General features: G+C 68.5%; 20 protein-coding genes and 2 tRNA genes. 9 read left to right on the top strand and 13 right to left on the bottom strand.

Going from position 1 to position 24,093, the window contains the following annotated elements:
• Positions 1-37: 37 nt before the first annotated feature.
• Positions 38-2,113 (bottom strand): carboxy terminal-processing peptidase, encoded by a 2,076-nt coding sequence (locus IHD13_RS00795; RefSeq protein ID WP_195859122.1) that lies wholly within the window; start codon positions 2,111-2,113, stop codon positions 38-40.
• A gap of 133 nt (positions 2,114-2,246) precedes the next feature.
• Between IHD13_RS00795 and IHD13_RS00790 the strand changes: the two genes are divergently transcribed.
• The gene (locus IHD13_RS00790) at positions 2,247-3,545 is read left to right on the top strand and encodes a M18 family aminopeptidase (RefSeq protein WP_195859121.1); all 1,299 of its coding nucleotides are present in this window, start codon (positions 2,247-2,249) and stop codon (positions 3,543-3,545) included.
• 138 nt (positions 3,546-3,683) lie between these two features.
• Here IHD13_RS00790 and IHD13_RS00785 read toward each other — a convergent pair.
• The 12 genes from IHD13_RS00785 to IHD13_RS18520 form a co-directional block, all read right to left on the bottom strand.
• Positions 3,684-3,760: transfer RNA gene (locus IHD13_RS00785), tRNA-Met, on the bottom strand.
• A 64-nt stretch (positions 3,761-3,824) separates the two neighbouring features.
• The gene (locus IHD13_RS00780) at positions 3,825-5,936 is read right to left on the bottom strand and encodes an FUSC family protein (RefSeq protein ID WP_195859120.1); all 2,112 of its coding nucleotides are present in this window, start codon (positions 5,934-5,936) and stop codon (positions 3,825-3,827) included.
• A 4-nt stretch (positions 5,937-5,940) separates the two neighbouring features.
• Positions 5,941-6,807, bottom strand: a complete 867-nt coding sequence (locus IHD13_RS00775; RefSeq protein ID WP_195859119.1) for an efflux RND transporter periplasmic adaptor subunit — start codon at positions 6,805-6,807, stop codon at positions 5,941-5,943.
• Positions 6,807-7,022, bottom strand: a complete 216-nt coding sequence (locus tag IHD13_RS00770) for a DUF1656 domain-containing protein (RefSeq protein WP_195859118.1) — start codon at positions 7,020-7,022, stop codon at positions 6,807-6,809. The genes IHD13_RS00775 and IHD13_RS00770 overlap by 1 nt, the downstream gene beginning before the upstream one ends.
• Before the next feature lie 260 nt (positions 7,023-7,282).
• Positions 7,283-8,374, bottom strand: coding sequence for a redox-regulated ATPase YchF (gene ychF, locus IHD13_RS00765; RefSeq protein WP_195859117.1), 1,092 nt, complete (start codon positions 8,372-8,374; stop codon positions 7,283-7,285).
• Between the two features lie 181 nt (positions 8,375-8,555).
• Positions 8,556-9,140 (bottom strand): aminoacyl-tRNA hydrolase, encoded by a 585-nt coding sequence (gene pth / locus IHD13_RS00760; RefSeq protein WP_195859116.1) that lies wholly within the window; start codon positions 9,138-9,140, stop codon positions 8,556-8,558.
• Positions 9,141-9,230: 90 nt separating this feature from the next.
• Positions 9,231-9,863, bottom strand: a complete 633-nt coding sequence (locus IHD13_RS00755) for a 50S ribosomal protein L25/general stress protein Ctc (protein ID WP_195859115.1) — start codon at positions 9,861-9,863, stop codon at positions 9,231-9,233.
• 105 nt (positions 9,864-9,968) lie between these two features.
• The gene (locus IHD13_RS00750) at positions 9,969-10,910 is read right to left on the bottom strand and encodes a ribose-phosphate pyrophosphokinase (RefSeq protein ID WP_195859114.1); all 942 of its coding nucleotides are present in this window, start codon (positions 10,908-10,910) and stop codon (positions 9,969-9,971) included.
• Positions 10,911-10,983: 73 nt separating this feature from the next.
• Positions 10,984-11,058, bottom strand: a tRNA-Gln gene (locus tag IHD13_RS00745).
• A gap of 34 nt (positions 11,059-11,092) precedes the next feature.
• Positions 11,093-11,965 (bottom strand): 4-(cytidine 5'-diphospho)-2-C-methyl-D-erythritol kinase, encoded by an 873-nt coding sequence (gene ispE / locus IHD13_RS00740; RefSeq protein ID WP_195859113.1) that lies wholly within the window; start codon positions 11,963-11,965, stop codon positions 11,093-11,095.
• On the bottom strand, positions 11,962-12,558 hold the full coding sequence (gene lolB, locus IHD13_RS00735) for a lipoprotein insertase outer membrane protein LolB (protein ID WP_195859112.1): 597 nt from the start codon (positions 12,556-12,558) through the stop codon (positions 11,962-11,964). The genes ispE and lolB overlap by 4 nt, the downstream gene beginning before the upstream one ends.
• The gene (locus IHD13_RS18520) at positions 12,555-14,291 is read right to left on the bottom strand and encodes a tetratricopeptide repeat protein (RefSeq protein ID WP_195859111.1); all 1,737 of its coding nucleotides are present in this window, start codon (positions 14,289-14,291) and stop codon (positions 12,555-12,557) included. The genes lolB and IHD13_RS18520 overlap by 4 nt, the downstream gene beginning before the upstream one ends.
• A 244-nt stretch (positions 14,292-14,535) precedes the next feature.
• Between IHD13_RS18520 and hemA the strand changes: the two genes are divergently transcribed.
• The 8 genes from hemA to IHD13_RS00690 all read left to right on the top strand — a co-directional run bounded on the left by hemA (position 14,536) and on the right by IHD13_RS00690 (position 23,970).
• Positions 14,536-15,792 carry a glutamyl-tRNA reductase gene (hemA, locus tag IHD13_RS00725; RefSeq protein ID WP_195859110.1) on the top strand — a complete coding sequence of 419 codons (1,257 nt, stop codon included), beginning with the start codon at positions 14,536-14,538 and terminating at the stop codon, positions 15,790-15,792.
• Between the two features lie 19 nt (positions 15,793-15,811).
• The gene (gene prfA / locus IHD13_RS00720) at positions 15,812-16,900 is read left to right on the top strand and encodes a peptide chain release factor 1 (protein ID WP_195859109.1); all 1,089 of its coding nucleotides are present in this window, start codon (positions 15,812-15,814) and stop codon (positions 16,898-16,900) included.
• The gene (gene prmC / locus IHD13_RS00715) at positions 16,900-17,754 is read left to right on the top strand and encodes a peptide chain release factor N(5)-glutamine methyltransferase (RefSeq protein ID WP_195859108.1); all 855 of its coding nucleotides are present in this window, start codon (positions 16,900-16,902) and stop codon (positions 17,752-17,754) included. The genes prfA and prmC overlap by 1 nt, the downstream gene beginning before the upstream one ends.
• A gap of 276 nt (positions 17,755-18,030) precedes the next feature.
• Positions 18,031-18,531 (top strand): Lrp/AsnC ligand binding domain-containing protein, encoded by a 501-nt coding sequence (locus IHD13_RS00710; RefSeq protein ID WP_195859107.1) that lies wholly within the window; start codon positions 18,031-18,033, stop codon positions 18,529-18,531.
• A gap of 31 nt (positions 18,532-18,562) precedes the next feature.
• On the top strand, positions 18,563-19,318 hold the full coding sequence (locus IHD13_RS00705) for a HesA/MoeB/ThiF family protein (protein ID WP_195859148.1): 756 nt from the start codon (positions 18,563-18,565) through the stop codon (positions 19,316-19,318).
• A 746-nt stretch (positions 19,319-20,064) separates the two neighbouring features.
• Entirely contained in the window at positions 20,065-21,360 is a 1,296-nt protein-coding gene (locus tag IHD13_RS00700) for an NAD(P)/FAD-dependent oxidoreductase (RefSeq protein WP_195859106.1), read from the top strand.
• A 50-nt stretch (positions 21,361-21,410) separates the two neighbouring features.
• A complete protein-coding gene (locus tag IHD13_RS00695; protein ID WP_195859105.1) occupies positions 21,411-22,757 on the top strand; it encodes a glutamine synthetase family protein in 1,347 nt (448 codons plus the stop codon).
• 109 nt (positions 22,758-22,866) lie between these two features.
• Positions 22,867-23,970 (top strand): polyamine ABC transporter substrate-binding protein, encoded by a 1,104-nt coding sequence (locus IHD13_RS00690; protein WP_195859104.1) that lies wholly within the window; start codon positions 22,867-22,869, stop codon positions 23,968-23,970.
• The last annotated feature ends 123 nt before the right edge of the window (positions 23,971-24,093 follow it).

Raw genomic sequence — 24,093 nt, 5'->3', positions numbered from 1 at the left:
AAACGCCGCGGGCCCCGGTCGGGGCCCGCGGTGGGGGTCAACGGTCGTTATGGCTTAGCCGGGCCTCGCCGCCCCGGGTCATCAGCAGGGCATAGTCGAGGAGGATCTCGGCGGACTCCTCCACCTCGGCTCGATCCACCGGGGTATCGTCTTCCTCGTCATTGCCGCGGGCATCCACCCAGTCCTCCAGTAGTTCCAGGCCCAGGGCCTCGCGGCGGGCATTCTCCAGGGCCAGCTGGCGGGCCTCCTGCGCCTCCAGTTCCTGCTGGCGCCGCTCCCGGTTGAGGCTGACGCTGGTCTGGTGCTCGCGCAGCTCCCGGGCCAGCTCCGCCTGGCTCTGCAGGTAGATGAAGTTGGGGTGCTCGCCGATGCGCTCCTGGTGGCCGGCGCGCAGCGCCTCGATAAAGCGCCAGGGCTCGCCATAGTTGCGGTACTGGACGGCACGCACCTGATCCCAGACCAGGGCGTTGTCGAGGCTGCTCTCGCCGATCACTTCCGGGTCGATCAGGCTGGGGAAGAGGATATCGGGGTCCACGCCGCGGTGCTGGGTGCTCTCCCCGGAGATGCGGTAGAACTTGGCTCGGGTCAGCTTGATCTGGCCGTGGCTCAGGTCGTTGAGGGTCTGCACCGTGCCTTTGCCGAAGGTGCGGTTGCCGAGTACCAGGCCGCGGCCATAGTCCTGGATGGCGCCGGCGAAGATCTCCGAGGCGGAGGCGGAGAGGCGGTTGACCAGCACCGCCAGAGGGCCGTCATAGAGGGTGCCGCTCTCGGTGTCGCCGTAGAGGCTGATGCGCCCGCGGGCATCGCGCACCTGCACCGTGGGCCCCCGGTCGATAAACAGGCCGATCAGGGAGTTGGCCTCGTGGAGGGCGCCGCCGCCGTTGTTGCGCAAGTCCAGGACGATGCCGTCGACCCCCTCGTCCTTGAGTTCCCGAACCAGGCGAGCCACGTCGCGGGTGGTGCTGCGGTAATTGCTCTCGCCGGCCTGCCAGGCGTCGAAGTCCACGTAGAAGGTGGGAATCCTGATCACGCCGATGCGATGCGGCTCGCCATCCCGTCTCAGCTCGATGATCTCGCGGCTGGCGGCCTGATCCTCCAGGGCCACGGTATCGCGGGTGATCTCGATGATCCGCGAGCGGGTCATGTCCACCGCCTGGGCGGGCACCACGTCGAGGCGGACCACCGAGCCCTTGGGGCCGCGAATCATGTCCACGACCTCATCCAGACGCATGCCGACCACATTGACCATCTCGCCCTCGTCATCATCGCCCTGACCCACGGCGATGATGCGATCCGCCGGGGCCAGCAGGCCGGACTTGTCGGCGGGGCCACCGGGCACCAGGCTGGAGACCTTGACGTACTCGCCCTCGGCCTGGAGCAGGGCACCGATGCCCTCCAGGGAGAGGCGCATCTGGATATCGAAGGATTCCCCCTGGCGCGGCGAGAAGTACTCGGTATGGGGGTCGATGGTGCTGGTCACCGCCGCCATGAAGAGGCCGAAGACGTCGTCGCCGTTGGTCTGGCGCAGGCGATTGAGCTGCCCCTCATAACGCTGGTGCAGGTTGTCGTGCATCTGCGCTTCGTCCTGGCCGGCCAGCAGCTGGGTCAGGGCGGCGTTCTTGAGGCGCTTGCGCCACAGCTCGTCGAGTTCCGCCTCGCTCCTCGCCCAGGGCGCCTCGTCCCGGTCGATCTCCAGGCGATCGTCGCTCTCGAAGGTGAAGTCGAGACCCGCCTCGAGGCGCGCCAGGATCCACTCGAGGCGCTGCTCCAGGCGCTCCTGATAGCGGTCATAGAGCGCATAGATGGCTTCCAGCTCGCCGTCGTAGAGCACGTCGTCCATGCGCGTCTCGAGATGGCGAAACTCGGCCACGTCACTCTCCAGCAGGTAGGCCCGCTGGGAGTCGAGGATATCGAGGAAGCGCTGGAAGGCCTGGCGGGACCACTGGTTGCCCAGGCTCACGTCGGCATAATGACTGTAGCGTAGCGATTCGGCGACCTCGGCGGCGGCCTGACGCTGGGCATCGGTGGGTTCTGGGGTGGCGAGGGTCGAGGCGCTGAATGCCAGGGTCAGCGCCAGGACCGTCAAACGCCGTAGGGCGACAGTCAGGCTCATCAATGAAGCACTCCCGAATTCATGTACACTTCCCATCCTTAGAAGACACGCATGCGGCCGTAGGGTTGCACCGACCGAACCGGCATTGTAGCAGCCCTTGTCGCCAGACACAGACCCTTCTGCGAGGATCCCCATGCCCCATTTGCCTACCCTCGAGCGCCTGCTCGGCTTCCTGCAGCGTTCCCCGACTCCCTGGCACGCGGTCGCCAATATGGCGCAGCGCCTGGAGCAGGCCGGTTACCGTCGCCTGGACGAGACGGCCGGCTGGCGGCTGAGCCCGGGGGAGAAGGTCTATGTGACCCGCAACGACTCCTCGATCATCGCCCTGCAGCTGCCCCGGGGGCCCTTGGCCGACCTGCGCATGATCGGCGCCCATACCGATAGCCCCGGCCTGCGCCTCAAGCCCAACGCCGCCAAGACCGCCCATGGCTGGTTGCAGCTCGGCATCGAGGTCTACGGCGGGGCGCTGCTGGCACCCTGGTTCGACCGCGACCTGGGCCTGGCCGGGCGGGTGCATCTGCGCCGCGACGACGGACGCATCCAGGGGGTCCTGCTCAACGTGCCGCGGCCGGTGGCCATGGTGCCCAGCCTGGCCATCCACCTGGACCGCGAGGCCAACAACGGCCGCGCCATCAACCCCCAGACCGAGATGGCGCCGGTGCTGCTGCAGGGTGGCCAGGCGACGGACTTCGAGGCGCTGATCAAGCGCTGGCTCTACGAGCAGCATGGCCTGGAGGGGGTGTCGCTGCTCGATTTCGAGCTGGCCCTGTATGACACCCAGCCGCCGGCCCGGGTCGGCGTGGAGGGCGAGCTGATCGCCAGTGCCCGCCTGGACAACCTGCTCTCCTGCTTTATCGGCCTGGAGGCGCTGCTGGCCTCGGATGGCGAGCAGGGCGCCGTGCTGGTGGCCACCGATCACGAAGAGGTGGGCAGCGCCAGCGCCTGCGGCGCCCAGGGGCCCTTCCTGGAAGACGTGCTGCGGCGCCTCAATGGCCAGTTGGGGGAGGGCGGCGACGAGGGCTTTATCCGCCTGATCCAGGCCTCGCGGATGATCTCCTGCGACAACGCCCATGCCCTGCACCCCAACTTCGCCGACAAGCATGACGCCGGCCATGGCCCGGCGATCAACGGCGGGCCGGTGATCAAGGTCAATGCCAACCAGCGCTACGCCACCAATAGCGCCACCGCGGCGATGTTCCGCGACCTCTGCCAGGCGGCGGGGGTGCCGGTGCAGACCTTCGTGACCCGCGCCGACATGGGCTGCGGCAGCACCATCGGCCCGATCACCGCCAGCGAACTCGGCGTGCCGACCCTGGACGTGGGGGTACCCCAGTGGGGCATGCACTCGATCCGCGAGACCTGCGGGGTGCGCGACGCCGACCAGTTGATCCGGGTGCTGACCGGTTTCGTCAATCGCGCCGAGCTGGTGTGATGCCCAAGCCGGCGTAAAACAAGCCGGCGTAAATCGAGCGGGGGCGCCTGGCGCCCCCGTTCCTCGTCCGTGAGGCTCGGCTCGAGGCCAAACGAAAACGCCCGCCTGGCGAACCAGGCGGGCGTTTTCTCGTGTCTTTGGTGGCTACGCCCTGATTCGAACAGGGGACCCCATCATTATGAGTGATGTGCTCTAACCAGCTGAGCTACGTAGCCAACGGCGCGTATACTACTCAACAAGGGCCTGATACGTCAACACTTTTTGACCCGCTTCGCGCGATCACCCCGACTCGGGGCGTTCGCTGGCCACGCCGAGTCGGGGCGCGGGATCGGCAGCGGGGTGGCGGCTCGCCGTCTCGGCCAGCGCCAGGTCGAGACGGCGCAGCAGGCCCGCGAGCAGGTGCCGTTCCCGGGGCGAGACCCTCGGGTGGTCGGCCAGGGCATCGAGCAGTGCCGTGCTGGCCGCCGCCAGCCGCGAGTCCCGATGCCCCGCGGCGCTGGCGGCATAGGCCGTGGCCAGGGCGGCGAACAGGCGGCGCTTGGCGGCGTCCACCGTGGGGGCCGCGAGGCCGTCGAGGCGGCGGCGCAGCAGCAGGCCGGCATAGCCCAGGTCGAGACCGGTGAGCCCCAGCGCGAAGAGGTGTCGCTGCGCTTCCGGCAGATCCTCGTCGTGGCGGGCCAGGTCGAGCAGGCGATCCGCCATGGCGCCGCTGAAGCGCGCCTCCGCCTGATGCAAGGGGCGCCGGTAGAGGCGCCGCAGGTCATGGACGGTGGCGCGGATCAGGCGTCGACGGCGCCGCTCGGTGGGCAGGCCGGGCAGGAGCCGGAAGCCCATCACCACCGTGGTAACGCCGATGATCATGCCCAGGGCCCGATTGACGAAGTCGTCCACGGCGAAGCTCATGGCATTGCCGGGCATGATCAGGATGATATTGCCGATCACGAAGGCCAGGCAGGGGCCCATCAGGCGGGGCTCGGCGGCGCCCAGCAGGCCCAGGAAGAGGGGGGTGAGCAGCAACAGGGCGAGCAGCGGGAAGCCACTGGCGGGGGCGAGCAGCACATGGCCGAACAGCAGGGCACTGGGAATGGCCGCCAGCAGCCCCTGCAGATAGAGCACGCTGGCGCCGACCGGACGCTCGAAGCCGGCGAACAGGGCCGAGAGCAGGGTCGCGATCATCATCGCGCCCATGGCGCCTTCCCAGCCGGTGGCCAGCCAGAATCCGGCCAGCAGGGCGAAGGCGCCGCCGGCCCGCAGGGCATTGAGCAGGGCGCTGAGGCGGTCACGATGGCGCGCCGGGGCGCAGCCATGCAGGCGCTGGCCCCCCGGCGCGGCGATGGCCGCCCGGGCATCGAGCATCACCAGGGCGTGACCCAGGGCCTCGCGCAGGCCGATCAGCAGGCGCTGCTGAGCCAGGTCTCCCGGCGGGGGCAGCGACACCTCGGTCTCCTCGGTCTCGGTGGCCTCGAGCGCCTCGAGGGCACTCAGCACCCGATGGCGCAGCGCCTGGAGCCGGGCCCGGCCCGCTTCCCCGGATGGGGGGCCCTCGGCGAGGGCGGCGAACTGCTCGGCGGCCTCGGCGAGCAGGGGGTGACAGGCGGCCTCGTCGGGGAGCCGGTCGTCCCGGCGCAGTTGCTGGAGGGCGTGCAGGGTCGCCATCAGGCGCAGGGTGCGGTGGGTGAGGAGGCGGCTGGCGCGGATGCGCCCACTGCCGTCGGGATCCTCGTAGCGGGCGGCGCGACTGTCGGGCTCCAGTTCGGTCAGGGGCATCAGGCCGGCGGTCAGGCTGGCCTGGAGCGTGGCGGGGTCGGCGTCGCCGAGGCGCTGGGCGGCATGGGTGAAGGCCTGGGTCAGCACCTTGTCGGCCTGGTCGATCAGGTGATCGCGAACCCGTACTGGCCAGAGCAGGGCGCTGACCAGGGTCGCGCAGAGGGCGCCCAGGCTCAGCTCGGTGAGCCGCTCCACGGCCACGCTGAACAGGGCCTGGGGCGCCGCGGCGGCGATCACCACGATCAGCATGGCGGTCACCGAGGCCATGATGCAGCCATAGGCGGCATTGCTGGACTGCAGCGAGCTCACGTAGGTGCATAGCATGATCCACAGCGTCAGGGCGCCCAGGGCCGCCGGCGGCACCTGCACGAAGGCTGCCATGATGGCGATGCCGGCCAGGCAGCCGGCCAGGGTGCCGGCCAGCTGGCTCAGCCCCTTCTCGATCACCATGCCGCTGAGCGGGCGCAGTTGCAGGAAGGCGGCCGAGATCAGCGCCCAGTAGGGGCGCTCCAGGTCGAGCCATAGCGCCGCGTAGAGGGCCAGCAGCATGGCCAGGGTGGCCTTGGTGGCGAAGCGCAGGGCACGGGCCGGTGGCGGCAGGTAGGCGCGTCGCCAGGTCGACACGGGATCACTCCGCCGCGGCGTCGAGGATGCGCACCGAGGCGGTCATGCCGACGCTGAGGGCGAGCCCCTCGGGCAGCTCGTCCAGGGCGATATGCACCGGGATACGCTGGGCCAGGCGAACCCAGTCGAAGGTCGGCTGGACCTGGGGCAGCAACTGGCCGTCGGGCGTCGTATTGGCATCGGCGATGCCGCGGCCGATGGCGGCCACCCGGCCGTTGAGGGTGGTATCCCCGCTCATCAGCGTGACCCGGGCGGGATCCCCCACGCGGATCCTCGGCAGCTTGGTCTCCTCGAAGTAACCGGTGACATACCAGGAGTCGTCCCGAACCAGGGCCATGACCGGACTGCCGGCGGCGACAGGGTTGCCGCCGGCGAGTCGCAGGTTGAGGACATGGCCGGCCACGGGGGCGGTGACGGTGGTGTGTTCCAGGTCGAGGCGGGCGCGGGCCAGCTCGCTCTCGGCCTGGGCCAGGGCGGCGGCGGCCACCCGGCGATCGATGCGCGCGGCCTCGAGATGTTCGGCACTGATGACCTGAGCCCCCAGGTGGTCGCGGCGCTCGGCCTCGTGCTGGCGCAGCTCGAGTTCGGCGCGGCGTCGCTCCAGGGTCGCCTCGGCGCCATCGACCAGGTGCTGGTAACGGCCGGGCTCGATGCGAAACAGCGGCTCGCCGGCCTCGACCGCTTGTCCGTCGGTGACCCATAGGGTCTCCACCGGCCCCGAGACCTGGCTGGCCAGGGTGATCACCACGGCGCGCACCCGGCCGTCCCGGGTCCAGGGGGTGTAGAGGTAGGCGTACCAAAGCCAGAGGCCGGCCAGTGCGGCCAGGGTCACGACCACCAGGGTCACGAGCAGGCGGAGTCGAGTGGACATCAGGGGCTTCCTGGGCCGATCGCCAGGAAGGCGATGGCGGCGGTCGAGAGAAGGAACAGCGAGGCGTCGAACCAGGCCTCGAACCAGAGCCGACGACCGGGCAGGAGACGGTGCAGGCCCCAGCGCAGCACCAGGGTGACGAGGGCGCCGAGCAGGGCATAGAGCAGCAGGGGAGCGATATAGAGGCCGCCGAAGGCGAATTCCTTGAGTTCCATCTCCGGATCCCGGACGGGTGGCGAGCCTCGAGTCTACCGCGCCGGCCACGGTCGGAAAACCGTGGCGATAAGTGCGGAGGCATCTCACCTCACTCAGGGTGGCTGAGAGGCGCTGGGGGCAAGCCGGAGCAAAGCGTCTTTTTCAGGGACGAAAAAGTCGAGCGTCCATGGATGGATTCACAGCGTCTTTGCGTAGTGCTTGCCCCCAGGCTAGCCTCGGGCCTCGACAGTGAGAGAGCTAATCGCTAACGCCTTGTATTCTAGACGTTAAAGCGGAAGTGGATCACATCGCCGTCCTTGACGACATACTCCTTGCCCTCCAGGCGCCACTTGCCGGCATCCTTGGCGCCCTGCTCGCCGCCCAGGGCGACGTAGTCGTCGTAGCCGATCACCTCGGCGCGGATAAAGCCCTTCTGGAAGTCGGTGTGGATCACCCCGGCGGCCTCGGGGGCGGTGGCGCCCACCTTGACGGTCCAGGCGCGCACCTCCTTGACCCCGGCGGTGAAGTAGGTCTGCAGGCCGAGAAGCTCGTAGCCGGCGCGGATCACCCGATCCAGGCCCGGCTCCTCCATGCCCATCTCGTCGAGGAACATGGCGCGTTCCTCGTCGTCGAGCTCGGCGATCTCCGCCTCGATCTGGTTGCACACCGGCACCACCACGGCGCCTTCCTCGGCGGCGATGGCCTTGACCACGTCCAGGTAGGGGTTGTCGTCGAAACCATCCTCGTTGACGTTGGCGATATACATGGTGGGCTTGAGCGTCAGGAAGCCGAAGCTCTTGAGCGCCTTCTTCTCGTCGTCATCGAGGCCGAAGCTACGCAGCGGCTGGCCCTCGGCCAGGTGGGGCTGGATGCGCTCGAGGATCGCCTTGGTGGCGATGGCGTCCTTGTCGCCACCCTTGGCGACCCGCACCAGGCGCTGGATGGCGCGCTCCACGGTGTCCAGGTCGGCCAGGGCCAGCTCCAGGTTGATGGTCTCGATATCGCTGGCGGGATCCACCTGGTTGGCGACGTGGATGACGTTGTCGTTGTCGAAGCAGCGCACCACATGGGCGATGGCCTGGGTCTCGCGGATATTGGCCAGGAACTGGTTGCCCAGGCCCTCGCCCTTGGAGGCGCCCGCCACCAGGCCGGCGATATCGACGAACTCCATGGTGGTGGGCAGCACCTTCTGGGGGTTGACGATCTCGGCCAGCTTGTCGAGGCGCGGATCGGGCATCGGCACGATACCGACATTGGGCTCGATGGTGCAGAAGGGGAAGTTCTCGGCGTCGATGCCGGACTTGGTCAGCGCATTGAAGAGGGTGGACTTGCCCACATTGGGCAGGCCGACGATACCGCAGTTAAAACCCATAATCTGTTCCTGAGAATGCTGTGCCGAGGGACGGGGTAAGTTGGCGCCATTGTACGAGATGGGGCAAGGATCAGCTATAAGCGGGAAGAGCGCCGCTTCGCGGCTGGAAGCTTGAAGAAAAACCTTACCCCCAGTGTTGGTGGAGCCATGGTGCTTTCCAGCTTCCAGCTAGCTTTCCGCCTTAGGCGGAAAAGCCGTGCAACCGGTTCATCGCCCGGGCCCAATCGCCGGCCAGGGCGTCGGGGAGGGTGGCCTGGATCTCGTCCAGGGCGGCCTCGATGGCGGCCAGCTCCGCCTTGCCGGGGCGGCTCAGCACATAGTTGACCACCTGCTTGGCGCTGCCCGGGTGGCCGATGCCGATGCGCAGCCGGTGGAAGGTCTTGTCGTTGCCGAGAGCGCTGATGATATCGCGCAGGCCGTTATGGCCGCCGTGGCCGCCACCGCTCTTGTAGCGGGCGGTGCCGGGGGCGATATCCAGTTCGTCATGGGCCACCAGCAGCTCGTCCGGGGCAAGCTTGTAGAAGTTGCACAGCGCCGCCACGGCGGCGCCGCTGCGATTCATGAAGGTGGTGGGCTCGAGCAGGTGAACCTCGTGACCGTCCAGGCGCACCTTGGCGTAGCGGCCCAGGAACTTCTTCTCCGGGCGCAGCTCGCTGAGCCCGCGCCGGGCCAGGGCCTGGACCAGCCAGGCGCCGGCGTTATGGCGGGTCGCCTCGTACTCGGCGCCGGGGTTGCCGAGTCCGATGATCGCCTTGATCTGGGGCATGTTGGCATCTCCACAAAGCAATCAAGCGCCCCGCGGGGCGCTTGATCGAACGGGCGAAGGGAGGCGAGGGCGCCTCCCGGGAGCGACGACTTACTCGGCGCTCTCTTCGCCGCCTTCTTCGCCTTCGGCCTCGTCACCACGGACCTTGGGCTTGGTCAGGTTGACCAGGGCCTGGTCGTGGTCGGCACCGTGGCTCAGCTCGACCAGGGTCACGCCTTCCGGCAGCTTGAGGTCGGAGAGGTGCAGGGTCTGACCGATCTCGGTCTCGGTGATGTCGATCTCCAGGAAGTCGGGCAGGTCCTTCGGCAGGCAGCTCACTTCCACCTCGTTGGCCAGGACGTGCAGTTCGCCGCCCTGTTCCTTGATGGCCTTGCTCTGCTCTTCGCCCACCACGTGCAGCGGCACCTTGATGGTGATGGCGTGGGTGGCGTCGACGCGCAGGAAGTCGGCGTGGGTGACCAGCGGCTTGAAGGGGTGACGCTGCAGGTCACGCACCACCACGGTCTCCTTCTGGCCGGCCACGTCGAGGGTGATCACGGAGGCGAAGAAGGCCTCGTCCTCGATGGCCTTGTAGAAGGCGGACTTCTCGACGGAGATCGGCTGGGGCGCCTTCTCACCACCGTAGATGATGGCGGGCACCTCGAGGTTCGCACGACGCAGGCGGCGGCTCGCACCTTTCCCCAGGTCGTTACGAACGCTGGCAGTCAAAGTGAATTCGGACATTGGAAAACCTCATGGGTTGGATCGAGAAAGCGCCATCCCCGCGACCAGGCGATAACGCTTTCCAGGGGCCCGGCGGTGCCGGGCGGGCGACCGAGCGCCGCGTTCTCAGTGGAACATGGCGCTGACGGATTCTTCGTTGCTGACCCGGCGGATCGCCTCGGCGATCAGCCCGGCCACGCTCAGCTGGCGAATCTTGCCGCTGCGACGGGCGGTCTCGGAGAGGGGGATGGTGTCGGTGACCACCACCTCGTCGAGCACCGAACCGGTGATATTGTCGACGGCGGGGCCGGAGAGGATCGGATGGGTGGCATAGGCCACCACGCGGCGGGCGCCGTGATCCTTGAGGGCCTCGCCGGCCTTGCACAGGGTGCCGGCGGTATCGATCATGTCGTCCACCACCACGCAGGTGCGGTCTTCGATCTCGCCGATGATGTGCATCACCTGGGCCTGGTTGGCCTGGGGGCGACGCTTGTCGATGATGGCGAGGTCGGCATTGAGCTGCTTGGCGATGGCCCGGGCGCGGACCACGCCGCCCACGTCGGGGGAGACCACCACCAGGTCGTCGTAATTCTGGCGCTCGATATCGTCGAGCAGGATCGGCGAGCCGTAGACGTTGTCCACCGGCACGTCGAAGAAGCCCTGGATCTGGTCCGCGTGCAGGTCCATGGTCATCACCCGGTCGACGCCGGCCTTGACCATCATGTCGGCCACCACCTTGGCGGAGATGGGCACCCGGGCGGAGCGCACCCGGCGATCCTGACGGGCGTAACCGAAGTAGGGCACCACGGCGGTGATCCGGTGAGCGGAGGCGCGGCGCAGCGCGTCCACCATCAGGATCAGTTCCATCAGGTTGTCGTTGGTGGGGGCGCAGGTGGACTGCAGGATAAAGACATCCTTGCCACGCACGTTCTCATTGATCTCGACCGCGATTTCGCCATCGCTGAACTGGCCGACCGTGGCATGGCCGAGCCGGTTGTCCAGGCCCTCGGCAATCTTACGGGCGAGTTCGGGATTGGCGTTCCCGGTGAAAACCATCAATTTAGACACGCGCGGCACCTTTAGGAGTCTGGGGGATCTCGTCAGGGATGAGGAGCTTATCGAGCAGTCGGGCGGGAAGAAGTGGCTGGGGTAGCAGGATTCGAACCTGCGCATGGCGATACCAAAAACCGCTGCCTTACCGCTTGGCTATACCCCAGCAATCTTGCCGATTGGCCTGCCGCTGACCCGGGTCAGGACTCGGGTGCCGCTCGCTCTTCCAACACCGCGTGAAGAGGCGACCGGTTGCATCCCCGCGCCTTGAAGCCCTGCCAGTCGTGGCGGCCAAGTCGGCGCAGAATGCTATCCGCATCCGCCTCGTTCGTCAACCAGGCGAAGAGGCAGGCCCCGGTGCCGGTGAGCCGGGTCGGCGCCTGTTGGCCCAGCCAATCCAGTGCTTCGGCGACCGGCGGATAGAGCTCGCGAACCGTGGCTTCACAGTCGTTATGCCAGCCCTCCGGCCCCTCCTGCAATGCGCGCGCCATGGTAATGGGGGGGGTATGACGTGTCAATCGAGGGGCGCCGAAGACCGCCGGGGTGGCTACCGAGACGCCGGGGTGAATGACCACGAACCAGGGGGTGTCGAGCTCTACCGGGGTGAGCCGCTCGCCGATGCCCTCTGCCCAGGCGGCCTGGCCGTGGACGAAGACCGGCACGTCGGCGCCCAGGGCGAGCCCCAGCTCGGCAAGGCGTTCCAGGGACAGGTCCAGGCCCCAGAGGGCATTGAGGCCGAGCAGGGTGGTGGCGGCGTCCGAGCTGCCGCCGCCCAGGCCGCCGCCCATGGGCAGGCGCTTCTCCAGGTGGATGTCGGCGCCTTGCCGGCAGCCGGTCTCGTCCCGCAGCAGGCGCGCGGCGCGCAGGATCAGGTTCTCCTCGGCGGCGACGCCGGGCAGGGCCGGGGTCAGGCGCAGCGTGCCGTCGTCGCGGGTCGCGAAGGTCAGGGTGTCGCCGTGGTCGAGGAACTGGAAGAGGGTCTGCAGCTCGTGATAGCCGTCGGCACGACGGCCGGTGATATGCAGCAGGCGATTGAGCTTGGCGGGTGCCGGCAGGCGCAGGGGGGGCGTCACCGAGCCACCTCCGGGCGCCACTCGTTGACCACCAGGGTGACCCTGAGGCTGTCATAACTCATCACCAGGCGGCGCGGCAGCCAGAGCCCTTCGGCCCAGGTCCAGTCCCGGTAGTCGATCTCCCAGCCGGCCTGGCGCAGGCGTCGGGGGTAGCCCTGGGCATCCCGCTCCAGGTCGTGCTGACCGGCGGCGGGCAGGCCGCGGACCCAGTGGTCCAGGGCCGAGACCGGCAGGCTCCAGCCCAGCTGCTCCTGGAGCAGGGCCTCGGGGCTCTCGGCCTCGAAGCGCCCTTCGGGGGTGGTCAGGGAGACCCGGCCGGTGCGCCCCTCCAGGGTGCTGCGGCCGCTGCCGAAGGGGCCGCTCAGCAGCAGGCGATAGTGGTAGGGGGTCTGGCGCCAATCCAGGTTGGCGCTGGTGGCCTCCTCCGGGGTACGCAGGCCGACCCGGGCGATCAGCTCCCAGGTGTCCAGGGCCTCGAGGCTCGCGGCCTGGTCGGCCCAGGGGCCGCGCTCGCTGGGGGCCTCGGCGGGGGGGCGAACGGCACAGCCGGCCAGCAGGGTCAGTACCAGCAGGGGGGCGAGCAGTCGAATCATGGGGTGTCCTGGTTCAGCAGTGAGGGCTGGCGTTGCAGCAGGTCATCGATCAGCGGGCGTTCCTCGAAGCGCTCCAGGGCTTCGCGGAGGCGGGCGCGGGCCTCATCGTGACGGCCCAGGGCCCAGAGCACCTCGATCAGGTGGGCGGCGATCTCCTGATCCGGCATCCGCGCATAGGCCCGCTCCAGGTAGGGCAGGGCGGTATCCGGGTCGCCGAGGCGATAGTGGACCCAGCCCAGGCTATCGAGGATGGCGGCATTGTCGGGCTCCAGGGCGTGGGCCCGCTCGATCAGTGTGAGGGCCTCGTCGAGGCGGCGGTTCTCGTCGGCATAGGTGTAGCCCAGGGCGTTGAGGGCCAGGGCGCTCTCGGGGTCGCGACGCAGCAGTTCGTGCAGGTCCGCTTCCATGGCGTCGACATCACCGGCCTGGTAGGCGCGCATGGCCCGCAGGTAGCGCAGGTCGGCGGCCGCCGGATTGGCCGCCAGGGTGCGATTCAGCAGGGCATCCGCCTCGCCGGCGCGGCCGCGCTCGTCGAGCAGTTCCACCTCCAGGCTGGTGAGTTGGCTGAGCTGGTCGGGGTGGCGGCGGCGCTCCTCGGCGAGCAGCTCGCGAGCCTCATCGAAGCGTCCCGCCTCGTCGAGCAGCAGCACCGCCTGCAGACGGGCGGCCAGGAAGGCGTCCCCCGGGGGCACCTGGCGATAGTAGAGCAGGGCGTTCTCCACCTCGCCATCGGCGGCGGCGATACCGCCCAGCAGCAGGTAGGTCACCGGGGGGGCGTCGCCGGCATCGATCAGGGGCAGCAGCAGGCGTCGGGCGGGGGCCGGGGCATCATGCTCCAGGTAGAGGCGCGCCAGGGCCAGGCGCAGCTCCTGATGCTCGTCATGGTAGGCCAGCAGACTGTCGGTCTGGGCCTCGGCGGCGGCCAGGTTGCCCAGCTGGAGTTCCGCCTGGGCCAGGGCCAGGGTGAAACGGCTGTCGTCCGGGGCCAGGCTCAGGCCGCGTCGTGCCGCCCGTCGCGCCGCGGCGCCATCCCCGGCCTCCAGGGCCAACTGGGCGCGGATCAGCCATAGGGCGGGGTCATTGGGGCGCGACTCGGCGAGGCGAGCGAGGCGCGCCTCGGCGGCCAGGGGCGCGCCGCTGGCCGCTTCCAGCAGGGCGGTGGCCAGGACCGCGTCATGATGTCGCGGATGACCGGCGGGAAGTTCGCCGAGGAAGTCGCGCAGCCGCTCCCGCAGGGGGGGCAGGTAAGCGCCCTGTTCGATGGCCAGCTCGGCGAAACCGGCCAGGTCTCCCTGGCCACCCTGGGCACTCAGGACCAGGCGCGCCGCCAGGGCGCCTTCCCAGTCGCCCCGCTGTAGGGCCAGGCTGGCCAGCAGGCGCTGGGGGCCCGCCGCCTCGGGCGCCTGCTCCTGCCAGCGGCGTGCCGCCTCCTCCAGCAGGGCCGCGTCCTCGCTGAAGCGCGCCGCCAGGGCGGCCCGTTCCACCAGGGCCGGGTCGCCATAGCGCTCGGCGGCGCTCAGATAACCCTCGGTGGCGCGGCGGTAGTCGCCGCGCTGGCCGGCCAGCTCCGCCGTCAGCAGGGTGGCCAGGCCCTCGGCATCCAGGCCCCGGGTCACCGGCGGGGCGGAGGCCAGCGGATCCTCGGCGGGGGCCCCGGACGGGGCGATAGGGCTCCCCTGACAGGCGGCGAGCAGGGCGCTGAGCAGCAGGGGGGGCAACAGGCGTGGGGGCATGGTGAGCTCATTCCGTGGAACCTGAGCCCAGCATAACGGCTGAGGGGGGGGAGGCAATAGGGCAATCTCGCGCCGGGGCGGCAGGGGAGGCACTGCGGTGGGGGCGCCGCTCCTTGGTGGCTGTGGTAGAATGCGCCAGCTTTGGTCGCCGGTATGCTGCGGCGATAATGATCTCTTGGCGGCGCGGCCCGGATGGGGCGCGGCGAGATGGACCCCCGGACTCCTGAGCGAAGACGCAGATCGCATGACCCTCCTGGCACTCGGAATCAATCACAAGACCGCCGCGGTCGAGGTGCGCGAGCAGGTCGCCTTCACGCCCGCCCAGCTGGAACAGGCCCTGGCGGAGCTGCGCACCCTGCCCGAGGTGCGTGAGGCGGCAGTGCTCTCCACCTGCAATCGTACCGAGCTCTACTGTGTGACCGAGGCCAGCGGCGAGCGGGCGATCCTCGACTGGCTGGGGCGCTTCCATGACCTGGCGGTCACCGACCTGAGTCGCTGCGCCTACCACTACCTGGACGGCGAGGCGGCGCGACACCTGATGCGGGTGGCCGCCGGGCTCGACTCCATGGTGCTGGGCGAGCCGCAGATCCTCGGTCAGCTCAAGGAGGCCTACCAGCTGGCCCGGGAGTACCGTGGCCTGGGGGGCGAGCTGGAGCGCCTCTTCCAGCACACCTTCGCCGTCGCCAAGCAGGTACGCACCGAGACCGGCATCGGCGAGAACCCGGTGTCGGTGGCCTATGCGGCGGTCAGCCTGGCCAGTCGCATCTTCGATAACTTCGCCAAGGCCGAGGCGCTACTGATCGGCGCCGGCGAGACCATCGAGCTGGTGGCTCGCCACCTGCGCCAGGCCGGCGTCAAGCGACTGGTGGTGGCCAACCGCACCCGGGAGCGGGCGGCCCGGGTCGCCGATGCCTTCGACGGCGAGGCGATCGGCCTCGACGAGATTCCCGATGCGCTGATCCGTGCCGACATGGTGATCTCCTCCACGGCGGCGCCGCTGCCGATCCTCGGCAAGGGCATGGTGGAGCGGGCCCTCAAGCAGCGCCGCCACCGCCCGGTCTTCATGGTGGACATCGCCGTGCCCCGGGATATCGAGCCCCAGGTGGGCGAGCTCGCCGATGTCTTCCTCTATACCGTGGACGACCTCCATGAGGTGATCGAGGAGAATCGCCGCCATCGTCAGGTGGCCGCCGACGAGGCGGAGAGCCTGATCGAGCATGGCGTGGGGGCCTGGCTGCACGAGCGCCGGGTGCGCAGCGCCGGCGAGCTGATTCGCCGCTACCGAGGCCAGGGCGAGGCCCTGCGCGAGAGCGCCGAGGCCCAGGCCCTGGCCCAACTGGCCCGGGGCGAGGACCCCGAGGCGGTGGTCAGGCGCCTGGCCCGCCAGCTCACCAACAAGTTGATGCACGGCCCCACGCTGCAACTGCGTGAGGCCTCCGGGGCGGGCCGCCAGGATCTGCTGGCCGCCGCCGAGACCCTGTTACTCTCTCAGGATCCCTGAAGCAACCACAGGACCCTTCATGAAAGCCACACTGCGCCAGCGCCTGGACTCCTTTACCGAGCGTTTCGAAGAGCTCGCGGCCCTGCTCGCCGAGCCGGAAGTGATCGCCGATCAGGCGCGCTTTCGCGACTACTCCCGGGAGTATGCCGAGCTGGAGCCGCTGGTGGCCTGCTGGCAAGACTATGTCGGCGTCGAGGCGGATATCGCCGCCGCCGAGACGCTGCTCGGCGACAGCGACGCCGAGATGCGCGAACTGGCGGAGCTGGAGCAGGCCGAGGGGCGCGAGCGCCTGGCGGCCCTGGAGGTCGAGCTCAAGCGGCTGCTGATTCCCAGGGACCCGGACGATGGGCGCAGCGTCTTCCTGGAGGTGCGCGCCGGCACCGGTGGCGACGAGGCGGCGCTGTTCGCCGGTGACCTGTTCCGCATGTACTCCCGCTATGCCGAGAAGCACGGCTGGAAGGTGGAAGTGGTCAGCGCCAGCCATGGCGAGCAGGGCGGCTACAAGGAACTGATCTCCCGGGTCAAGGGCGACGGCGTCTACGCCCGCCTCAAGTTCGAGTCCGGTGCCCACCGGGTGCAGCGGGTGCCCGCCACCGAGTCCCAGGGGCGCATCCATACCTCCGCCTGCACCGTGGCGGTGATGCCCGAGGCGGACGCCGTGGGCGACGTGGAGATCAATGCCGGCGATCTGCGCATCGATACCTACCGCTCCAGCGGCGCGGGAGGGCAGCACGTCAATACCACCGACTCGGCGGTGCGCATCACCCACCTGCCCACTGGCGTGGTGGTGGAGTGCCAGGAGGAGCGCAGCCAGCACAAGAACAAGGCCAAGGCCATGTCGCTGCTGGCCGCGCGCCTCAAGCAGAGCGCCCAGGACAGCCAGCGCCAGCAGCAGGCCGATACCCGTCGCTCCCTGGTGGGCAGTGGTGATCGCAGCGAGCGCATCCGCACCTACAACTTCCCACAGGGGCGGATCACCGATCACCGCATCAACCTGACCCTCTACAAGCTGGGCGAGGTGATGGCCGGCGAACTGGACGAAGTGGTCGAGCCGCTGCTCCAGGAGCATCAGGCGGAGCAGCTGGCGGCCCTGCAGCAGGAGGCGTGATGACCCTCGATGCCCTGCTGGCGCGGGCCGCCCGGCGCCTGAGCGAGAGCGGTTCGGCAAGCCCGCGCCTCGACGCCGAGGTGTTGCTCTGTCATGTGCTGGGGGTGGAGCGAACCTGGCTCTACACCTGGGGCGACCGGCAGGCACCGAGCTTCGAGCGGGCCCGTTTCGAGGCCCTGGTGGCGGCCCGCGCCCAGGGGCATCCCGTCGCCTACCTGACCGGCGAGCGGGAGTTCTGGGGGCTGCGCCTGGCCACCTCGCCGGCGACCCTGATCCCGCGCCCCGATACCGAGACCCTGGTGGAAGCGGCCCTGGCCCGGGCCGTGGCGCCCACGGGGCGGCTGCTCGACCTGGGCACCGGTACCGGCGCCATCGCCCTGGCCTTCGCCAGCGAGCGTCCCGGCTGGACGGTGCTGGGCCTCGACCTCGCCCCCGAGGCGGTACGCCTGGCCCGGCATAACGCCGAGCGGCTCGGCATCGCCAATGCCCATTTTCGCGAGAGCGACTGGTTCTCGGCCTTGGCCGAGGAGAACGCCGACGAGCGTTTCGCGCTGATCGTCGCCAATCCCCCCTATATTGCCGCCGACGACCTCCACCTGAGCCAGGGCGATGTGCGCTTCGAGCCCGCCAGCGCCCTGGTGGCCGATCAGAATGGCCTGGCCGATCTCCGCCACCTGGTGGCCGAGGCGCGTCATTACCTGGCCCCCAACGGCTGGCTGCTGCTGGAGCACGGCTATGAGCAGGGGGCGGCGGTGCGCCGGGCCCTGACTGATGCCGGTTATGCCGAGGTGGCGAGCCTCACCGACCTGGGCGGCCGGGAGCGCCTTAGCCTGGGGCGATGCGATCCACGCTAAAGGGCATGGGGAGCAGAGTTAGCAGCGCCCCGCGACGGCCTGTCCCCAGGGTAGCCCCGGGCCTCCGTGCAGAAGCTTGCTAGCTGCGATAGCCCTAGCCGACTGGAGCCCCGGCGTAAACCTATGGTAATACTAGGTAACACCTCAGCTTTTTTTGCCAACAGGAGCTGACTTGCTGGTGAAAAGCGCTATCAATAACTCAATCAGCTAAGATGAATAGGTGCCTCACGCCGGTTGGCTGGCATGACATCTTTTTGTGCTCGGACACCCATTATAATGAAAGCCAAGACGCGATCCCTGGACCGTATCGATCTCAAGATCCTGCGCTGCCTGCAGGACAACGCCCGTATCTCCTACGTGGACCTGGCCGCCCAGGTGGGGCTCTCCACCACCCCCTGCCTGGAACGGGTCAAGCGCCTGGAGCGCTCCGGCATCATCCGCGGCTACAAGGCGGTGCTCGACCCCAAGGCCCTCAAGGCCAACCTGCTGGTGTTCGTCGAGATCAGCCTGGAGACCCAGTCGCCGGCGGTCTTCGACGAGTTTCGCCGGGCGGTCAGCAAGCTGCCGCAGATCCAGGAGTGCCACCTGGTCTCCGGCCAGTTCGACTATATCCTCAAGTGCCGCATCCCCGAGATGTCCGCCTATCGCCAGCTGCTCGGCGACGTCGTCCTGACCCTGCCCGGGGTCAAGGAATCGAAGAGCTATGTGGTGATGGAGGAGGTCAAGGAGGAGTTCTCCCTGCATGTGCCCGATATCGAGCAGCTGGAGAGCAAGTGAGGATGCCGGCGACGAGGAGCCTGACGTGGCGATGAACGACCAGGCGCTGCTGCGCTATAGCCGTCAGATCATGCTGGAGCCCATCGAGATCGAAGGCCAGGAGCGGCTGCTGGCCAGCCATGCCCTGGTGATCGGCGCCGGTGGCCTGGGCTCGCCGGTGGCCCTCTATCTCGCCGCCGCCGGGGTGGGGCGCCTGACCCTGGCCGATGCCGACGTGGTGGAGCTCTCCAACCTGCAGCGCCAGATCGCCCACGGCATGGCGGACCTGGGGCATAACAAGGCGGCGTCCGCCCGGGCGGCGGCGCTGGCCCTCAATCCCGACTGCCGGATCGAGACGCTCACCGAGCACCTGAGCGGCAAGGCGCTGACCTCGGCGGTGGCGGCGGCGGACCTGGTGCTCGACTGCACCGACCGCTTCTCCAGCCGCTACGCCATCAATCGTGCCTGCCTGGCGGCGGGCACGCCGCTGATCTCCGGGGCGGCGATCCGCTTCTCCGGGCAGCTGGCGGTGTTCGACCCGCGGGACGCCGAGAGTCCCTGCTATGCCTGCCTCTATCCCCCCGGGGAGCATGGCGAGAGCGACGAGGCGCTGCGCTGCGCCGAGAACGGCGTGGTGGCGCCCCTGGTGGGCGTGATCGGCAGCTTCCAGGCCCTGGAGGCGGTGAAGTGGCTGAGTGGCGCCGGCACCCCCCACCGCGGGCTCTCCACCTTCGACGGCCTGAGTGGCGAATGGCGCCGCTTCCGGGTGCCCCGGGACCCCGGCTGCCCCCACTGCGCCAACCGCTAGGCGCTACGGCGACTCCCTTCCCTGGCCGTGCCTAGTAATCGTCGTTGGAATGGCTAAGGGGCGCTGGGGGCAGGATGGAGCAGGGGTTTTTTGCCATGGGTGAGGAGCTCTGCTCCGAACGGGCTGGCCATGGATGGCCAGCACCGGTCCTGCGAGTGGAGCAGGATGCGAGAGCGAAGCAGGGCAAAAGTAGCGCCCAGGGAGGGGTTTACAGCGCCCCGCGACGGCCTGCCCCCAGGGTAGCCCCGGGCCTCCCGTGCTAACGGCAATGGCCCGGCTCATGCGCCCCTGGCTATCCCTTAGCCAGGGGCGCGGGCTATGCTGATTCCAACGCCTTCTCGCCTTGCCGGACCGCGACACGCCCTCCTTTCGGGTGGTTAGTGGGCTAATAAGGTATAGGATACTCACCATGCAGGGCGCCCCGTCTCGGCCCCGTATCGCCTCTCCGGATGATCGGAATCACTTGACGCCCTGGCCATGACGTTGCCGCTAATCGATCCCGGTGATTCTGTCGATATTTTCTCTAGTTGACTGTTAAAAATGGGCTTTTTGTCATTTCTAGGCGATTTCCCAATGCCGCTGACCAGAAAGTCGTTGTTAAATACTTGACATCTTCCCCGGGTCTGGTGCCAGACTAGGAGGCACGAAAGCGGCAGGGTAAGCCGCGACCCATCCCGGCGATGTGGTCAACTATTTCAACAACAACCCTGATGGCTTCGAGGCCATCCACTACCAGGAAGGTCTGCATGACCACCGATGCATCACTCCATGCCGGTCCCCGCTCCTATTACCGCGATAGCGTGGCGGTGGAACTCGCTCCCTGCCCCCCCCTGGACGGCGACACTCACGCCGATGTCTGCGTGATCGGCGGCGGCATCACCGGCTGTTCGGCGGCCCTGCACCTGGCCGAACGCGGCCATTCGGTGGTGCTGCTGGAGGCCAACGAGATCGGTTTCGGCGCCTCCGGGCGCAGCGGCGGCCAGATCCTGCCGGGGCTGGGCACCGATATCGCCACCGTGGAAAAGGCCCTGGGGCTGTCGGCGGCCCGGGAGATCTGGGAGATGAGCCGCGAGGCGGTACGCCTCACCGCCGAGCTGGTGGAACGCCACGCCATCCCCTGCGACCTCAGCTGGGGCTACCTGCACGCCGCGGTGAAGCCGCGCCATGTCAAGGAGCTCTGCGACTTCCGTGATCGCCTGGCCCGGGACTACGATTACCGGGCCCTGAGCTGGCTGGAGGGCGAGGCCCTGCGCGAGCACGTGGTCAGCGACGCCTACCCCGGCGCCCTCTACGAGAGCGAAGCCGGTCACCTGCACCCCCTCAACTACACCCTGGGCCTGGCCCGGGCCGCCCAGCGGGCCGGGGTACGCCTCCACGAACACAGCCCCGTGCTGGCGGTGGAGGAGGGCGCCCCGGCCCGGGTGCGCACCGCCCAGGGCCGCGTCACCGCCGACTTCGTGGTGGTGGCCGGCAATGCCTATCTCGGCGGGCTGTTGCCGCGGCTGAGCGGCCGCATCATGCGCGCCGCCAACTACATGATCGCCACCGCCCCCCTCAGCGAGGAGCAGGCCGCCCGGGTGCTGCCCCGCAACGATGCCCTGGCGGATGCCAACTTCGTCCTCGACTACTACCGGCTCAGCGGCGACCGTCGCCTGATCTATGGTGGCCAGGTCAGCTATGACGGCCGCGAGCCCAGGGGCCTGTCGGCACGCATGGACGCCAAGATCGCTCGCCTCTTCCCGGTGCTGGCGGGGGTGCCCATCGACTACCGCTGGGGCGGCGACGTGGCCATCACCCTGAATCGTGCCCCGGACTTCGGGCGGGTGGGCACCAACCTCTACTATGCCCAGGGCTACTCCGGCCATGGCATGGCGCTGGCCGGGCTGGCCGGCAAGCTGATGGCCGAGGCCATCGATGGCCAGAGCGCGCGCTTCGACGCCTTCGCCGCCATGCCCCATCGTCCCTTCCCCGGCGGCGAGCGGCTGCGCACCCCGCTGCTGGTGCTGGCCACCGCCTTCTACAAGCTGCGCGACCGTCTATAACGAAAACGAGGGCGGCGGACTCCTCCGCCGTGCCGAGACACGAGGCTGTTATGAAAGATCTCGAGAGTTGGCTCAAGGAACGCCAGATCACCGAGGTGGAGTGCCTGGTCAGTGATATCACCGGCATCGCCCGGGGCAAGATCGCCCCGGTCTCCAAGTTCGTCGCCGAGAAGGGCATGCGCCTGCCCGAGAGCGTGCTGCTGCAGACCGTCACCGGCGACTATGTGGAAGACGACATCTACTACTCGCTGCTCGATCCGGCGGATATCGACATGATCTGCAAGCCGGATCTCTCCGCCGCCTACCCGGTGCCCTGGGCGCTGGAGCCCACCGCCCAGGTGATTCACGACTGCTTCGACAAGCAGGGCAACCCCATCGAGCTCTCCAGCCGCAACCAGCTCAAGAAGGTGCTGGCGCTCTACGCGGCCCAGGGCTGGAAGCCGGTGGTGGCGCCGGAGATGGAGTTCTACCTGACCAAGCGTTGCGAGGACCCGGACCTGCCGCTGCAGCCGCCCATCGGCCGCAGCGGCCGTCAGGAGACCGGCCGCCAGTCCTTCTCCATCGATGCCGCCAACGAGTTCGATCCGCTATTCGAGGACATGTACGACTGGTGCGAGGCCCAGGGGCTGGATATCGACACCCTGATCCATGAGGAGGGCACCGCCCAGATGGAGATCAACTTCCGTCATGGCGACCCCCTGGTGCTGGCGGATCAGGTCTTCCTGTTCAAGCGCACCATGCGCGAGGCGGCCCTCAAGCACGACGTAGCGGCTACCTTCATGGCCAAGCCGGTGACCAACGAGCCGGGCAGCGCCATGCATATCCACCAGAGCGTGCTGGATGCCGTCACCGGCCAGAGCGTCTTCTCCAACGACGACGGCACCATGAGCGAGCTCTTCCTGCACCATATCGGTGGCCTGCAGCGGTTCATCCCCGAGGCGCTGCCGCTGATGGCGCCCAACGTCAACTCCTTCCGCCGCTTCCTGCCCGATACCTCGGCGCCGGTGAACGTGGAGTGGGGCGAGGAGAACCGCACCTGCGGCCTGCGGGTGCCGGATTCCACCCCCCATAACCGGCGGGTGGAGAATCGCCTGCCCGGCGCCGATGCCAACGCCTACCTGGCCATCGCGGCGAGCCTGCTGTGCGGCTATATCGGCATGGTCCGCGGCATCAATCCCACCGCCCCGGTGCAGGGCCGCGCCTTCGAGCGACGCAATATGCGCCTGCCCTTCACCCTGGAACATGCCCTGGAGCGCATGGAGGGCTGCGCGGAGCTCGAGGAGTTCCTGGGGGGCAAGTTCCTGCGCGGCTATGTGGCGGTGAAACGGGTCGAGAACGAGAACTTCAAGCGGGTGATCAGCTCCTGGGAGCGGGAGTTCCTGCTGCTGAGCGTGTAAGGCCTGGCCGCCTTCGGCGCCGTCCCGTTGAGAGCGTCGCGGGACGGGCCGGATAGGCTGGGAGGGTGGCTTCCCGCCGAACCAACAACAACGACACTGAGGTGCCAAGATGTCCTACCAACGCAAGCTGTCCCTGGCCGTTGCCGCGGCCTCCCTGACCCTGGCCGCCGCGGCCGCCCAGGCCAATGAGGTGCGGGTCTACAACTGGTCCGACTATATTGCCGAGGATACCCTGGAGCGCTTTACCGCCGAGACCGGTATTCGCGTGATCTACGACGTCTTCGACAGCAACGAGGTGCTGGAGGCGGCGCTGCTCTCCGGACGCTCCGGCTATGACGTGGTGGTGCCCTCCAACCACTACCTGGTCCGCCAGATGGCCGCCGGGGTCTATCGGGAACTCGACCATGACCTCCTGCCCAATATGGTCAACCTGGATCCGGCCCTGCTCGGCGAGCTGGAGACCGTGGATCCCGGTAGCTACTACTCCATCCCCTATATGTGGGGCACCAACGGCATCGGCTACAACGCGGGTCGCCTCCAGGAGATCCTCGGCGACGACGCCCCCCTGGACTCCTGGGCGCTGCTCTTCGACCCGGAGGTGACCGGGGCCCTGCATGCGGCGGGTTGCGGCATCTCCATGCTCGACTCCGGCGACGAGATGCTGCCGGCGGCCCTGGCCTACCTGGGCCTCGACCCCCACAGCACCGATGCCGACGAGATCGCCCGGGCCGGCGATACCATCGCCGCGGTGCGCGAGCATATCACCTACTTCCACTCCTCCCGCTATATCTCCGACCTGGCCAACGGCGACCTCTGCGTGGCGGCCGGTTACTCCGGCGACGTCTTCCAGGCCGCCGACCGCGCCGAGGAGGCCGGCAATGGCCACGAGATCGCCTATACCATTCCCAAGGAGGGGGCGGCGCTGTGGTTCGACCTGATGGCGATTCCCGCCGATGCGCCCAATCCCGAGAACGCCCACGCCTTTATCAACTTTATCCTCGAGCCGGAGATCGCCGCCGGCATCACCGAGTACGTGCTCTTCGCCAACCCCAACCGGGCGGCCAATGAGCATCTGCCCGAGGAGATCCTCAATGATGCCTCCATCTATCCCACCGAGGAGGTGATGGAGAAGCTGTTCGTGGCCAAGGCCAAGCCGCTCGCCGCCCAGCGGGTCATCACCCGCACCTGGAACCGGGTCAAGTCCGGTAACTGATCGGCGCGCCGCCCCTGTGTGATCGGGGGCGGCCGCCTTCCCGTCGCGGATGTCCTGGAGATAAGTACCATGACCCAACCCATGACCCTGGCCGATACCGACGCCCAGGTGCGTCCGGCGAGC

Source organism: Halomonas sp. 328 (assembly GCF_015645095.1).
Taxonomy (GTDB): Bacteria; Pseudomonadota; Gammaproteobacteria; order Pseudomonadales; family Halomonadaceae; genus Bisbaumannia.
Note: the sequence above shows the minus strand (reverse complement) of the source record. Positions and strands in the feature narration are given on the sequence as shown.

Coding starts and splice junctions, on each gene's coding strand:
- IHD13_RS00795 (WP_195859122.1), bottom strand. CDS start 2,113: ATGAGCCTGACTGTCGCCCTACGGCGTTTGACGGTCCTGGCGCTGACC.
- IHD13_RS00790 (WP_195859121.1), top strand. CDS start 2,247: ATGCCCCATTTGCCTACCCTCGAGCGCCTGCTCGGCTTCCTGCAGCGT.
- IHD13_RS00775 (WP_195859119.1), bottom strand. CDS start 6,807: ATGTCCACTCGACTCCGCCTGCTCGTGACCCTGGTGGTCGTGACCCTG.
- IHD13_RS00770 (WP_195859118.1), bottom strand. CDS start 7,022: ATGGAACTCAAGGAATTCGCCTTCGGCGGCCTCTATATCGCTCCCCTG.
- ychF (WP_195859117.1), bottom strand. CDS start 8,374: ATGGGTTTTAACTGCGGTATCGTCGGCCTGCCCAATGTGGGCAAGTCC.
- pth (WP_195859116.1), bottom strand. CDS start 9,140: ATGCCCCAGATCAAGGCGATCATCGGACTCGGCAACCCCGGCGCCGAG.
- IHD13_RS00755 (WP_195859115.1), bottom strand. CDS start 9,863: ATGTCCGAATTCACTTTGACTGCCAGCGTTCGTAACGACCTGGGGAAA.
- lolB (WP_195859112.1), bottom strand. CDS start 12,558: ATGATTCGACTGCTCGCCCCCCTGCTGGTACTGACCCTGCTGGCCGGC.
- IHD13_RS18520 (WP_195859111.1), bottom strand. CDS start 14,291: ATGCCCCCACGCCTGTTGCCCCCCCTGCTGCTCAGCGCCCTGCTCGCC.
- hemA (WP_195859110.1), top strand. CDS start 14,536: ATGACCCTCCTGGCACTCGGAATCAATCACAAGACCGCCGCGGTCGAG.
- prfA (WP_195859109.1), top strand. CDS start 15,812: ATGAAAGCCACACTGCGCCAGCGCCTGGACTCCTTTACCGAGCGTTTC.
- prmC (WP_195859108.1), top strand. CDS start 16,900: ATGACCCTCGATGCCCTGCTGGCGCGGGCCGCCCGGCGCCTGAGCGAG.
- IHD13_RS00710 (WP_195859107.1), top strand. CDS start 18,031: ATGAAAGCCAAGACGCGATCCCTGGACCGTATCGATCTCAAGATCCTG.
- IHD13_RS00705 (WP_195859148.1), top strand. CDS start 18,563: ATGAACGACCAGGCGCTGCTGCGCTATAGCCGTCAGATCATGCTGGAG.
- IHD13_RS00700 (WP_195859106.1), top strand. CDS start 20,065: ATGACCACCGATGCATCACTCCATGCCGGTCCCCGCTCCTATTACCGC.
- IHD13_RS00695 (WP_195859105.1), top strand. CDS start 21,411: ATGAAAGATCTCGAGAGTTGGCTCAAGGAACGCCAGATCACCGAGGTG.
- IHD13_RS00690 (WP_195859104.1), top strand. CDS start 22,867: ATGTCCTACCAACGCAAGCTGTCCCTGGCCGTTGCCGCGGCCTCCCTG.